Annotated in this window: 12 protein-coding genes; 4 read left to right on the top strand and 8 right to left on the bottom strand. The window is 70.8% G+C overall.

Going from position 1 to position 12,564, the window contains the following annotated elements; genetic code table 11:
• Window positions 1-71 precede the first annotated feature (71 nt).
• Both ACEN9V_RS04145 and ACEN9V_RS04140 read left to right on the top strand, forming a co-directional pair.
• On the top strand, window positions 72-3,539 hold the full coding sequence (locus ACEN9V_RS04145) for a bifunctional proline dehydrogenase/L-glutamate gamma-semialdehyde dehydrogenase (protein WP_413602243.1): 3,468 nt from the start codon (window positions 72-74) through the stop codon (window positions 3,537-3,539).
• 191 nt (window positions 3,540-3,730) lie between these two features.
• Entirely contained in the window at window positions 3,731-4,171 is a 441-nt protein-coding gene (locus ACEN9V_RS04140; protein WP_413602242.1) for a VOC family protein, read from the top strand.
• A gap of 119 nt (window positions 4,172-4,290) precedes the next feature.
• Here ACEN9V_RS04140 and ACEN9V_RS04135 read toward each other — a convergent pair whose 3' ends face one another.
• Together ACEN9V_RS04135 and ACEN9V_RS04130 are read right to left on the bottom strand one after the other, a co-directional pair.
• Entirely contained in the window at window positions 4,291-4,722 is a 432-nt protein-coding gene (locus tag ACEN9V_RS04135; RefSeq protein WP_413602241.1) for an acyl-CoA thioesterase, read from the bottom strand.
• Window positions 4,719-5,282 carry a QsdR family transcriptional regulator gene (locus tag ACEN9V_RS04130; RefSeq protein ID WP_413602240.1) on the bottom strand — a complete coding sequence of 188 codons (564 nt, stop codon included), beginning with the start codon at window positions 5,280-5,282 and terminating at the stop codon, window positions 4,719-4,721. The genes ACEN9V_RS04135 and ACEN9V_RS04130 overlap by 4 nt, the downstream gene beginning before the upstream one ends.
• Before the next feature lie 47 nt (window positions 5,283-5,329).
• On the opposite strand from ACEN9V_RS04130, the gene ACEN9V_RS04125 reads away from it, so the two are divergent.
• Complete coding sequence (locus ACEN9V_RS04125) at window positions 5,330-6,523, top strand: acyl-CoA dehydrogenase family protein (protein ID WP_413602239.1); 1,194 nt, start codon at window positions 5,330-5,332, stop codon at window positions 6,521-6,523.
• Here ACEN9V_RS04125 and ACEN9V_RS04120 read toward each other — a convergent pair.
• From ACEN9V_RS04120 to ACEN9V_RS04100, 5 genes are all read right to left on the bottom strand, one after another.
• Window positions 6,520-7,398 (bottom strand): patatin-like phospholipase family protein, encoded by an 879-nt coding sequence (locus ACEN9V_RS04120; protein WP_413602238.1) that lies wholly within the window; start codon window positions 7,396-7,398, stop codon window positions 6,520-6,522. The two genes, ACEN9V_RS04125 and ACEN9V_RS04120, sit on opposite strands and share 4 nt — an antisense overlap.
• 261 nt (window positions 7,399-7,659) lie before the next feature.
• Complete coding sequence (locus tag ACEN9V_RS04115) at window positions 7,660-8,394, bottom strand: S1 family peptidase (RefSeq protein WP_281264130.1); 735 nt, start codon at window positions 8,392-8,394, stop codon at window positions 7,660-7,662.
• 84 nt (window positions 8,395-8,478) lie between these two features.
• Complete coding sequence (locus tag ACEN9V_RS04110; RefSeq protein ID WP_413602237.1) at window positions 8,479-8,829, bottom strand: helix-turn-helix domain-containing protein; 351 nt, start codon at window positions 8,827-8,829, stop codon at window positions 8,479-8,481.
• A 31-nt stretch (window positions 8,830-8,860) separates the two neighbouring features.
• Window positions 8,861-9,889, bottom strand: coding sequence for an NADPH:quinone reductase (locus ACEN9V_RS04105; RefSeq protein WP_413602236.1), 1,029 nt, complete (start codon window positions 9,887-9,889; stop codon window positions 8,861-8,863).
• Window positions 9,890-9,906: 17 nt separating this feature from the next.
• Window positions 9,907-10,290: a winged helix-turn-helix transcriptional regulator gene (locus ACEN9V_RS04100; RefSeq protein WP_413602235.1), complete on the bottom strand. Its 384-nt coding sequence runs from the start codon at window positions 10,288-10,290 to the stop codon at window positions 9,907-9,909.
• Window positions 10,291-10,390: 100 nt separating this feature from the next.
• Here ACEN9V_RS04100 and ACEN9V_RS04095 point away from each other — a divergent pair, with 100 nt between their 5' ends.
• On the top strand, window positions 10,391-11,038 hold the full coding sequence (locus ACEN9V_RS04095) for an NAD(P)-dependent oxidoreductase (RefSeq protein WP_281264134.1): 648 nt from the start codon (window positions 10,391-10,393) through the stop codon (window positions 11,036-11,038).
• 169 nt (window positions 11,039-11,207) lie between these two features.
• Here the strand turns inward: ACEN9V_RS04095 and ACEN9V_RS04090 are convergent, their stop codons facing one another.
• A complete protein-coding gene (locus ACEN9V_RS04090) occupies window positions 11,208-12,533 on the bottom strand; it encodes an MFS transporter (protein WP_413602234.1) in 1,326 nt (441 codons plus the stop codon).
• Window positions 12,534-12,564: the final 31 nt, after the last annotated feature.

Here is a 12,564-nt window from a genome sequence, read left to right as displayed (position 1 = left end):
AGGTGAACTGAACGGATCCGATCAGAAAGAGTTGCTTCCGCTACCGAAACGCGGAGCAGCACACTGATGCCATGACCGACGTCCAGCCGCACGCCGACGCTGCGCCCACGACCGACCACGACCTCCTCGCCGACGAGTCCGTCGCGCTCGTCAGACAGTGGCTCGCCGAGGCGGAGACGTACCCGGTCGACGGGTCCGCGAAGCAGCTCGCCGGGGTGCTCGCCGACCCGAAGGGCCTGGCGTTCGCCGTCGGCTTCGTCGACGGCGTCGTCCGTCCGGAGGACCTCGGCGTCGCGGCACGTCGTCTCAAGCAGATCGCGCCGGACGCACCCGGGTTCCTGCCCAGCGCGCTCCGCGGACTGGTGCGCCTCGGTGGCGGACTGGCACCGAGCCTCCCGGGTGTCGTCGTCCCCATCGCCCGACGCGTGCTGCGGAACATGGTCGGCCACCTCATCGTCGACGCGACCGATGCGAAGCTCGGTCCGGCCATCGCGAAGATCAAGCAGGACGGCGTCCGGCTCAACGTGAACCTGCTCGGCGAGGCCGTGCTCGGTGAGCGCGAGGCGTCTCGACGCCTCGACGGCACGCACAAGCTGCTCGCGCGGGACGACGTCGACTACGTGTCGATCAAGGTCTCCTCGACGGTGCACCCGCACTCGCCGTGGGCGTTCGACCACGCGGTGGACGACATCGTCGACAAGCTCCGCCCGCTGTTCTCGCGGGCAGCGGCATCGTCGCCCGCCAAGTTCATCAACCTCGACATGGAGGAGTTCAAGGACCTCGACCTGACGATCGCGGTCTTCACGAAGCTCCTGGACGAGCCCGCCTTCCTCGGGCTCGAGGCGGGCATCGTCCTGCAGGCGTACCTCCCCGACGCACTCTCCGCGATGCAGCAGCTGCAGGAGTGGTCCGCCGCTCGTCGCGCCCGTGGCGGTGCCGCGATCAAGGTGCGCCTGGTGAAGGGCGCGAACCTGCCGATGGAGCAGGTCGAGGCCTCGGTGCACGGCTGGCCGCTCGCCACCTGGCACACGAAGCAGGACTCCGACACGAACTACAAGCGGGTGCTCGACTGGGCGCTCACCCCGGACCGGATCGCGAACGTGCGGGTCGGCGTCGCCGGGCACAACCTGTTCGACGTCGCGCACGCCTGGCTGCTCGCCGGGGAGCGCGGTGTCCGCGACGGGATCGAGTTCGAGATGCTGCTCGGGATGGCGCAGGGTCAGGCCGCCGCGGTCCGTCGCACGGTGGGGTCCCTGCTGCTGTACACACCGGTCGTCCACCCGGGTGAGTTCGACGTCGCGATCGCGTACCTGATCCGTCGGCTCGAAGAAGGCGCGTCGCAGGACAACTTCATGTCAGCGGTGTTCTCGCTGCAGTCCTCGCCGACGCTGTTCGAGCGGGAGGAGTCGCGGTTCCGCGCGTCCCTGGCGCCGCTGTCGCTCCCCGGTGGGCTCGACGCGCCGGATTCGCACCGTGTTGCCGACCGGTACGCCGCCGTCGGCCGCCCGGCACCAGGCCACTTCGAGAACACGCCGGACAGCGACCCGTCGGTCGCCGCGGTGCGCGAATGGGGTGCGGCGATCACCGCTCGGGTCGCGTCGTCGACGCTGGGCGAGTCGGCCGTCCGGGAGGCTCGGGTCGAGTCGGAGTCGCAACTCACGTCCGCCCTGGAGCGCGTCCGCGCCGCTGGTTCCGTCTGGGGGACCTGGTCCGGTCCGGCGCGTGGCGCGGTGCTCCACGCCGTCGGCGACGCGCTCGAGGCGAACCGCGCTGCCCTCGTCGAGGTGATGGCGTCCGAGACCGGGAAGACCATCGACCAGGCCGACCCCGAGGTTTCGGAGGCGATCGACTTCGCCCACTTCTACGGCGAGCTCGCGGCGTCGCTCGACGACGTCGACGGTGCGACGTTCTCGCCGGCTGCGCTGACCCTGGTCACGCCGCCGTGGAACTTCCCCGTGGCGATCCCCGCCGGGTCCACGCTCGCCGCGCTCGCCGCCGGGTCGGCCGTCGTGCTGAAGCCCGCGCCGCCCGCTGCCCGGTGCGCGGCCGTGCTGGCTTCGGTGATCGACACGGCGCTCGACGCGATGGGTGCGCCCGCCGACGTGCTCGCGTTCATGGACGTGCCCGAGTCCTCCTTGGGGGAGTCGCTCGTGTCGTCGCCGCTCGTCGATCGCGTGATCCTGACCGGCGCGTACGAGACGGCGTCGCTGTTCCGGTCGTTCCGGAAGGACCTGCCGCTCCTCGCCGAGACCTCTGGCAAGAACGCGATCATCGTGACGCCGTCGGCGGACCTCGACCTCGCCGTGAAGGACGTCGTGGCGTCGGCGTTCGGGCACGCGGGGCAGAAGTGCTCGGCGGCGTCCCTCGTGGTGCTCGTCGGCTCCGTTGCGAAGTCGCGGCGCTTCCGGTCGCAGCTCCTCGACGCGGTGTCGTCGCTCACGGTCGGCTACCCGACCGACCCGACCTCGCAGATGGGGCCGGTCGTCTCGCCGGCGGAGGGCAAGTTGCTCGAGGGGCTGACCACGCTCGAGCCCGGGCAGCGCTGGGCCGTGCAGCCTCGGCAGCTCGACGAGTCCGGTCGTCTGTGGAGCCCGGGCGTGCGCGCCGGCGTTGCGCGCGGTTCCGCCTTCCACCGCACGGAGTACTTCGGCCCGATCCTCGGCATCATGACCGCGTCGTCGTTGGACGAGGCGATCGACATCGTCAACGAGGTCGACTACGGCCTCACCTCGGGGCTGCACTCGCTCGACCCGTCGGAGATCGGCACGTGGCTGTCGCGTATCGACGCTGGCAACCTCTACGTCAACCGCGGCATCACCGGGGCGATCGTGCGCCGGCAGCCGTTCGGCGGGTGGAAGAAGTCGGCCGTCGGTGCCGGGACCAAGGCTGGCGGCGTGAACTACCTGTTCGGGCTGGGCTCCTGGGCGCCGGCTCCGGCCACCGCGGGGGCTCCCGTGTCGGCAGCGGTCGCGGCGTTCGTACGCGACTCCGGTGTCTCGTCGTCCTCGGTGTCCCGAGCAGTGGCGTCCGACGAGCTCGCGTGGACGTCGTTGTTCGGCGTCGCGGTGGACGTGTCCGCGCTGTCGGCGGAGCGGAACGTCGCGCGGTACCTGCCGTACCCGGGCGTGCACGTGCGGGTGGGGTCGTCGTCTGCGTCCGCGTCGTCCTCGTCGGAGGACCTGGTCCGGGTCGTCGCTGCTGCGCTCCGGGCCGGTACGACGATCGACGTCTCCTCGGCGGGTGACGTGCCGGCCGCGATCGCCGCGCTCGACTGCGTGCGGTCGGTCACGTCGTCGGAGTCCGACGCGGCGTTCGCTGCTCGCGTGGCCGACGGCCCGTCGACCCGGGTGCGGCTCATCGGCGGGTCCGCGTCGTCGCTGTACTCCGCGGTCGATGGGCGCCCTGACATCGCGGTGTACGACTCGCCGGTCACCGAGGCAGGGCGCATCGAGTTGCTGCCCTTCCTCCGCGAGCAGGCGGTGTCGATCACCGCGCACCGTTTCGGCACGGCCAACCACCTGACGGACGCGTTGATCTGACGCCTGGGCCGGCTGGTCCCTCGCATCTGCTGCCGAATCGCGCCCCCGTGTGGACATCGCGCCCCGTCCTGGCGGGGCGCCATGTCCGTACCGGGGCGCGACATGTCCGCGGTGCGTGGGGGATCCGTCGCGCTGTCCGGTCGGCGCGCGAGCACGGGGCGCTCCGAGGCGCCGGGCGTTGGGTCGACGGCATGAGTGAACCGTTCGCCCGTCCCACCGCCCTCGCCCACGTCCGCGTCACGGTGACCGACATCCACCGCAGCAAGGCGTTCTACCAGCAGCTGCTCGGCACCGATCCGGCGATCGACTTCAGCGACCAGGTCGACGAGCCGGGCATCCGCGAGGACCGCGAGCGCTTCTACGGCGGCAGCGTCTTCCGGCTCGGTGATCAGGTGTTCGGGCTGCGTCCGGTCGCACCGGCTGGGCAGCGGTTCGACCCGGACACGGTCGGACTCGACCACGTGAGCTTCGTCGTCGGCTCGGTCGACGAACTGCACCAGGCGGCCGCGCGACTCGACGCCGCGGGGGTCGAGCACGGTGCGGTGACGGACCTCGGCGACGCCGGCATGGTGATCTTGTCCGTGCAGGACCCCGACGACATCAACCTCGAGCTCGCCGCGCTGAAGGGCTGACGCGCCGCCCGACGTCGGTGCTCTCGCACAACCGAAAGCAGTCCGCGCCGCGAAACTCCGCGGCGCGTACTGTTTTGGGTTGTGCGGCAGCAAAACGCGCCGCGCGGCCGCGGACGCGGTCAGGCGGCGACGGACACCATCGTGGACGTGACGAGCGCGCGGAGGGACTCCGGCAGGGGGATCGGGCGGCGGGCACCCTCGCGGTCGATGATGACGTGCGCGAACTCACCCGTCGCGAGCAGCGCACCGTCGGACTGCCGGAACAGGCCGAACTCCCACGACAGGCTCGTGTTCCCGAGGTGCTTGGAGCGCATCCCCACCTCGATGACGTCCGGCCACACGGCGGACTCGACGAACCGGCAGCTCGACGAGACCAGCACGGCGATCCACTCCGACGTGAACGGGTCGAGCCCGGCTTCCGAGCGGAACCAGTAGGTCGATGCGTTGTCCATCGCGCTGTAGTAGATCGTGTTGTTCACGTGCCCGAACATGTCGTTGTCGTTCCAGCGCGTGGGGTACTGGCGGCGGAACGGGTACTCGTCGATGGTCATCGGTCTCCGATCGGTCGGGCGGGGCGCAGCACGTACGAGAAGGTCGCTCGGGCTCGTGCGGGGTCTGGGGTCTCGCCGGAGATGAGGTCGGCGTAGGTGAACGACTCGGAGATCCGCACGAGCAGCCGCGCGAGCTCCTCGGCGGACAGCGGGGACGGGTCGAACGAGTCCGCCACCAGCGCCGTGATCGCGGTGACGAGCCGGCCCTGGACATCGCTGTCCGAGGTGGTGAGGAGCCGCAGCGCACGGGCGGGTTCCCTCGTGAGGAACGCCCGGAAGTACGGCGCGGCGATGAGGTCGGCGGTGAACCGGTCCAGCACGTCGACGACCCGCTCGGCACCGGACGGCGCCGCCGATCGGGAAGCGGCGTCGAGCGTCGGGACGGCGAGGGACCAGAGGATCTCGGACAGCAACCGGTCACGGTTGCCCACCCACCGGAACAGGGACGTGCGGTCCACGCCGAGCGACGCGGCCAAAGCGCCCATGTCGATCCTGGACCCGGCGATGAAGGTGTGACGAGCCTCCCGGAAGGCGCGCAGCGCGGAATCCGACGTGTACACGCGAGCCTCCCTTGCAACGTTTCCGAGAATGATGCATCGTTGGTCCCATGTCAACGACGACGCCCACCACGACCCTGCTCGAATCGGACTTCTACGGCTTCGCGCTGCAGCTGACCGACCAGGAGCGGGCGTCGATCGGGCGACTCCGGGAGTACCTCGAGCGCGATGTCGCGCCCATCGCCGACGAGTACTGGGCGCGCGCCGAGTTCCCGATGCAGGTCATCAAGCCGCTCGCGGAACTCGGCATGTACGGGCCGGGTGTCCCGCTCGTGCGGCAGTTCGAGAACTCGGCCGTGTACCGCGGGTGGGCGGCGCTCGAGCTCGGTCGCGTCGACGCCAGCGTGGCCACGTTCATCGGCGTCCAGTCCGGCCTCGCGATGAACTCGATCGCCGTCGCCGGCAGCGACGAGCAGCAGCAGGAGTGGCTGCCGCGCATGGCCGCCGGCGAGCTGATCGGGGCGTTCGGCCTGACCGAACCGTACTCGGGCAGCGACTCCGCGAAGGGGCTGCGCACCACCGCGCGGCGCGAGGGCGACGAGTGGGTCCTCGACGGCGAGAAGCGCTGGATCGGCAACGCCACGTTCGCGGACGTCGTCGTGATCTGGGCGAAGGACGTTGCGGACGGGCAGGTCAAGGGCTTCCTCGTCACGACGGACACCCCCGGGTTCACCGCGACGAAGATCGAGGACAAGATCGCGCTCCGCGGCGTGCAGAACGCCGACATCGTGATGCAGGGCGTCCGGGTCCCCGAGTCCCGCCGGCTGCAGCGTGCGACGTCGTTCCGCACCACGGCCGAGGTGCTCCGCCTGACGCGTACCGAGGTCGCGTGGCAGGCCGTCGGCATCGCGGTCGGCGCGTACGAGGCAGCGCTCGACTACGCCAAGACCCGCATCCAGTTCGGCAAGCCCATCGCCGCGCACCAGATGGTGCAGGACCTCCTCGTGAAGTCGCTCGCGAACATCACGGCGTCGATCGCGCTCTGCACCCAGGCGTCGGCGATGCAGGACGCCGGCGTTGGTGGCGACGAGCACTCGGCGCTGGCGAAGGCGTTCGCGACGGCGCGGATGCGCGAGACGGTCGCATGGTGCCGCGAGGTGCAGGGCGGCAACGGGATCGTGCTCGACAAGGGCGTCGCGCGGTTCTTCGCCGACTCCGAGGCGATCTACTCGTACGAGGGCACGCGTGAGGTGAACACCCTCATCGTCGGGCGCGCGATCACGGGCCAGGCCGCGTTCGTCTAGCTCGCGGCCCAGAACTCCGCGATCCGGTCCGCGATCGCGGAGGCCTGCGCGCGACCGGCCTCGGCGCTCGGTCGCTGGGTCGACAACGACAGCGAGTTCGCGCCGAACGCCTGCGTCGAGGCGCTGTCCGCGACGACGACCTCGACGCTCGACCCGCCCGCCCGGAGCGCCTCGACGGACTGGTCGAGCCACGGCCCGAGCGGAGACGGAGCCTCGGGGCCGCAGGCGATGACCAGGACGCGCTCGTACCCGGCGGCGACGTCGGCGTTCGTCGCCGAGCGCATCCCGCCGTCGATGTACGGCCGCCCCTCGATGTGGACGGGCGACCACACGAACGGCACCGAGCAGCTCGCGGCGACGGCGCGGGGGAGCGGGACGCCGTCCGCAGCGGTGAGGACGTGGAAGGTGCCGTCGGTCGCGTCGATGGTCGTGATCGCGAGCGGGCGGTCCGGCCACGTGGTCGACGGCAGGGTCTCCGAGAAGGTCGCGGCGCGCTCGTCGTCGGACTGCCCGGCGGTCACCTGCTGCGCCGCGTGGCCGAGTCGTGCGCGGCCGTCCTGCTCGGAGGTCGCGCCGGCGAGCACCTGCCCGATCTGCTGCTGGATCGCCTCGCCGTCGATGACGCCGGGCTCCTCGTAGCTCGTCGGCAGCGGTGCGATCTGCTGCTCGAACGCGCCGCGGACGCCCCCGCTCCGCACGAAGGTCCCGACCACGCTGCCGGCGCTGGTGCCCACCACGAGGTCGGCTGCGGCGAGGTCCACGCCGGCGTCCTCGAGTGCCGAGAGGACCCCGAGCTCCCACGCGATCCCGGCGACTCCACCACCTCCGAGGACGATCGCTCGGGTTCCGGCAGCGGGCGGCACGAGTTCGCTCATGCACCATGCTTACCAACCCGCGGGGTCCACGACCGGCGAGCGGGCGAAATACCCGGGTGGGCATGCGTGATCACCCTGGTGTTTCGCCCACTCGGGGGAACGCATGCCGCCGCCGGAATGCCGATCAGCGCGGACGAGCACGCGGACGGGCGCGAGCCACGGACGGACGGGAGGCACGGTGCGGGCCCGCACCGTGCCTCCCGTCCGACCTGCGGTCGCGTCGGACGACGCGACCCGGCCTGCCGACTACAGGCCCGCCGACTACAGGCCCGCGGTCTGGGCGATCCAGTCGCCGCTCTGCGACAGGATCGCGTAGTTCGACCCGGCGTTCGTGTTCGAGCCCGGGTCGGCGACGTCACCGGTGGAGCAGACACCGACGACCTCGCCACCGACGATGAGCGGCCCGCCGGAGTCGCCGTGGTTCGACGCTCCCGAGATCCCCGTCACGTGCTGCGCGTCGCCGGAGTACGCGTCCGTGGAGTGCCCGGAGAGCGAGACGCTCGCCTGGTAGAGCCCGTCGGTCGGCTCGCTGTCCGCCCGGTTGCCGTAGCCCATGATCGTGCCCGTGCCCGACGTCTTCGTCGTGTAGCCGAGGTCGAGCTGCGCGTACGAGCTCAGCGTGACCGGGGTGGAGAGGTGCACGAGGGCGATGTCGCCCTCGGGTGCGCTGTAGAGCTCGTCGGCGGCGGTCGCCGGGCCCCGGTCGGCGGTGCTGTTCGAGTGGTAGACGTTCATCGCGGTGGTGCCGTCGACGCAGTGGTTCGCGGTGAGGACCCACTCGGCGTTGAGGGCCTCGCCGGTGCAGCCGTAGCTGGCGGTGCCGCCCTGCTGGAAGACGAGCTGCACCTCCCACGGCGTGTTCGGCGCCTGCTCGCCGCCGATGACCTGCGGAGACGCAGTGGCGGCGTTGGCGGTGGTCGCGCCGAGGGACCCGCCCACCAGGGTGAGGGCGGCGGCTGCGGTGATGGTGAGTGCTCGGAGAGCGCGATGCTGCATGACGATTCCTCTCATCGAATGTCATGCAATCGTGGTGTGCCCCCTGTTCGAGGGACAAGTCGGGTCTGTTGTGGACCCGGTGTGTCACCCGTCCGCCTGGACGGTGGCTCCGTTCGACCGGGCCGAGCGGGCGAGGGCCTCGAGTTTGTGGCTCAGCTCGAAGCGCCGTTCCTCCCGCCGGTGCACCAGGTACTCGGCGTGCACGAGGGCGTGCAAGAGGCAGTACGCCGTGGGGAGCGGGAAGCCGAGGACATCGGCGACCTCCTTGGCGGTGGCGCTGCCGCGTTCGGCGACCGCCTCGAGGATCGCCAGGGTCTTCGCGACGGTCTGCACGCTCGAGTCACGGGCGGGTTTCGAGGCGGTCTCGCGGGTGGTGGAGCCCGAGGTGACGGGGTGGAGCGGATCGACACTGATGCGCGTTGGTCGATGCTCCACCCATCACACCCGCGATGGCAAGGAGGTGCCGCTACTCCGGCTGCACGTCGATGAGCACCTTGCCGACCGTGTCGTTCTCGACCGCGTCGTGTGCCGCGGCGGTGTCGGCGAGATCGAACCGGGTGATCGGCAGTCCGGCGTCCGCACCGACCGGCAGGACTCCGTCGTGCAGCGCCTCGGTGACGTCCTCGGCAGCAGCCGTCAGGGCTTCGTCGCCGATCGTGTAGAGCAGCAGGAACTGGTACCGGGCGTTGACGCTCATGTTGGGGCGGATCGGGAGCGTTGCCTCGTCGCCGCCGTTGTTCGCGTAGATCGACACGACGCCGTGGTTCGCCAGGACGTCCGCGACGAGGGCGGCGTTCTGCGGGATCGACACCTCGACGACGATGTCGACGCCGTCCGGGGCGATCTCGCGGATCCGCGCGGCGGCGTCGTCCTGCCGGTAGTTCACCGTGTGGTGCGCACCGGCGGCCGTCGCCAGCGCGGCCTTCTCGTCGGAGCTGATCGTCGAGATGACGGTCGCGCCAGCCCACCGTGCGAGCTGGATCGCCGCGTGCCCGACCGCACCGGCACCGCCCGCGACGAGCACGGTCACGCCGTCGAGCGCGCCGGGTCCGAGGCGCGAGGGGCCCTCTTCGTGTGTGGTCAGTGCCCGGTGCGCCGTCATCGCGGGAACGCCGAGCGATGCGCCGACGTCGAACGAGACCCCGTCCGGGAGTCGGACCGCGCGGGCCACCGGGACGACGGTGTACTCCTGTGCGGTGCCGGTGGGGCGACCGGACACGGACATGTAGAGCCACACCCGGTCACCGACGGCGAGTTCGTCGACCCCGGGACCGACGGCGTCGACGATCCCGGCGCCGTCCTGGTTCGGGGTGATCTCCGGGAACGGCAGACCGTCGCCGTACGTTCCGCCCTGTCGGGCCTTCCAGTCCGTCGGGTTCACGCCGGAGACGACGACGCGCACGCGGACCTCCCCGGCGCCTGGATCCTGCGGCTCGCGGTCGGCGAGGGAGAGGACGGACGAGTCACCGGGCTTCGTGTAGACGATCGATCGCATGCCTCCACGCAACCACGTCAGCGCCGGGGAGATTCCGAACGTGCGGTGTCGTACTCGTCACGCGCGACCTCGACGTCGGCCATGTGCGTCGTCGCCCACCGCTCGAGCGGCTCGAGCACGGTGCGGAGCGATCGCCCTGCGTCGGTCAGCTCGTACTCGACGTGCGGCGGGATCTCGGGGAACACCGTCCTGGTCACGAGCCCGTCGCGCTCGAGGGCCCGCAGTGTCTGCGTGAGCATCTTCTGCGACACCCCCTGTACGCGATTCGCGATGACGGAGTACCGCTGGGGTCCGTCCGCCAGGGTGCCGATCGTCAGCACGCTCCAGCGGTCGCCGATCCGGTCGAGCAGCTGCCGGCTGGGACAGTCGGCCGCGTACGGGCTGTACTCGAGTGCACTCACGACGACCTCCGTTACGCACCACGAGGTGCCTACTTACCAAAAGAGAGTAACGCCCCTAAGGTGAGTCGAGCAAGCACGCACCACCACGAGAGGAACACGCATGTCCACCATCGTCGTCTTCGGAGGCACCGGGTACGCCGGCTCCGCCATCACCCGCGAAGCGCTGTCCCGCGGCCACCAGGTCGTCGCCGTCGCCCGCGACACCACGAAGCTCGAGCCCGCCGAGGGTCTGACCCTCGCGCAGGGCGACGCGTTCGACGCCGCCTTCGTCGCCGAGGTCACGAAGGGCGCCGACGTCATCGTCGTCGCACTCCACGCGGTGCAGGCCGACGGCAGCGAGCTCAAGGACCGCTTCCAGCCGTTCGTCGACGCCGCAGAGGCCGCGGGGGCACGCCTCGGGATCGTCGGCGGTGCCGGGTCGCTGCTCGTCGCCGACGGTGGCCCCCGACTGTTCGACACGGCCGAGTTCCCGGACGCGTTCAAGGGCGAGGCGAAGAGCCACGGGCAGATCCTCGACGACCTCCGTGCATCCGACACGTCCGTGGACTGGTTCTACGTCAGCCCGGCAGCGGCCTTCGGTGGCTACAACCCCGGCGAGCGTCGTGGCACCTACCGGACCACCGACGAGGTGCTCCTCACCGACGCCGAGGGCAACTCCGACATCTCGGGCGAGGACTTCGCGATCGCGTTCGTCGACGAGATCGAGACGCCGGCGCACCACCAGGCACGGTTCGGCGTCGCCTACTGAGGTTCGTCGACACCGTCGCGGGTGGCTGGCACGGCCCGCTGAACAACCGAAAGCCGTTCGAACCGCGGAACTCCGCGGTTCGGACGGCTTTTGGTTGTGCGGGAGCGGATGGAACCGACCACCACCGGACAGGAGGCCCGGTGCGGGCCCGCCACGAGCCTCCTGTCCGTCAGCGGTGTCCGACGATCGCCGGGAGCGGCACGTGGTGCCGCATCCGGACGCCGAGGTGGAACCCACCGCGACGGGCGAGCACCAGGCCGATGACGGCCGCTGCCGCGGCCGGCACCCCTCCGGCGACGACCATGCCGACGTGGGCGCCGAAGTGGTCGACGACCTGACCCATGAGCGGTCCGCCGATCGCCTGTCCGCCGAGGAGCACGAGGATGTAGAGCGACATCACGCGGCCGCGGATCGCGACGTTCGACGACAGCTGCACGAGTGAGTTCGATGCCGTCTGGAAGAGCAGCTGTGACATGCCGACCGCGACGAGCATCACGGTGAACGGCGCGATCACGGGGATGCTGCCCGACACGACGAGCAGGATCCCGGTCCAGAACACGCCGCCGACGATGGTGCGCAACCGGACGACGGCGCGACGCGTGGACAGCAGGGCACCGACGAGGGCACCGACGGCGATCGCCGAGTTGAACACGCCGTAGCCGCCGGCCCCGACGTCGTACACCTGGGAGGCGAAGGCGGACAGCAGGACCGGCATCGTCAGCGCGAAGACCGAGAAGAACGCGACGAGGACGACCGGCACGATGATCGTCGGCTTCCCGAGCGCGTAGCGGAGCCCCTCGACGAGCTGGCCCTTCGCCCGCGGTGCCGGCGGGGTACGGTGCAGCTCCGAGACGCGCAGGAACCCCAGCGTCACGACGACCGCGGCGCAGGCGACCGCGTTCACGCCGAACGACCACCCGGCGCCGACGGCGACGAGCAGTGCCCCGGAGAGCGCCGGGCCGATCATCCCGCCGAGCTGGAACACCGAGGAGTTCACGCTGATGGCGTTCCTGAGGTGCTCGTGGCCGACGATCTCGGTCACGAAGACCTGGCGAGCCGGGTTGTCGATGACGGTCACCATGCCGACCACGAAGGCGATCGCCCAGATGTGCCACGCCTGCACCACCCCGGCGAGCGTCAGCACCGCGAGCAGGGCCGACAGCACCGCGAAGGCACCCTGCGTGATCATCATCAGCGCGCGCTTCGAGAAGCGGTCGACGATGACCCCGCCGAACAGACCGAAGAACAGCATCGGGGCGAACTGGCACGCGACCGTGATGCCGACCTGCGCGACCGAGCCGGTGAGCTGCAGGACGAGCCAGTCCTGCGCGATCCGCTGCATCCACCCGGCGGTCATCGCGACGAGGTTGGTCGCGGTGAAGAGCCGGAAGTTCGGGACCGACAGGGCGATGAGCGTGTGCCGCCAGGGCGGTCGGGTGGCCTGGATCGGCAGGGGTTCGGTCGGCGGGTAGAGGGTCGTCGATGACGCGCTCACGGGGTGGGGTCTCCGGCTGTCGGTGGCGGAA

The sequence above is a fragment of the Curtobacterium sp. Curtsp57 genome, from assembly GCF_047324335.1.
Taxonomy (GTDB): Bacteria; Actinomycetota; Actinomycetes; order Actinomycetales; family Microbacteriaceae; genus Curtobacterium.
This window is presented reverse-complemented; position numbering and strand designations above follow the sequence as displayed.

Bases quoted from the DNA above. Each gene is read 5' to 3' on its own strand.
- ACEN9V_RS04145 (WP_413602243.1), top strand. From the start codon at position 72: ATGACCGACGTCCAGCCGCACGCCGACGCTGCGCCCACGACCGACCAC.
- ACEN9V_RS04140 (WP_413602242.1), top strand. From the start codon at position 3,731: ATGAGTGAACCGTTCGCCCGTCCCACCGCCCTCGCCCACGTCCGCGTC.
- ACEN9V_RS04135 (WP_413602241.1), bottom strand. From the start codon at position 4,722: ATGACCATCGACGAGTACCCGTTCCGCCGCCAGTACCCCACGCGCTGG.
- ACEN9V_RS04125 (WP_413602239.1), top strand. From the start codon at position 5,330: ATGTCAACGACGACGCCCACCACGACCCTGCTCGAATCGGACTTCTAC.
- ACEN9V_RS04120 (WP_413602238.1), bottom strand. From the start codon at position 7,398: ATGAGCGAACTCGTGCCGCCCGCTGCCGGAACCCGAGCGATCGTCCTC.
- ACEN9V_RS04115 (WP_281264130.1), bottom strand. From the start codon at position 8,394: ATGCAGCATCGCGCTCTCCGAGCACTCACCATCACCGCAGCCGCCGCC.
- ACEN9V_RS04105 (WP_413602236.1), bottom strand. From the start codon at position 9,889: ATGCGATCGATCGTCTACACGAAGCCCGGTGACTCGTCCGTCCTCTCC.
- ACEN9V_RS04095 (WP_281264134.1), top strand. From the start codon at position 10,391: ATGTCCACCATCGTCGTCTTCGGAGGCACCGGGTACGCCGGCTCCGCC.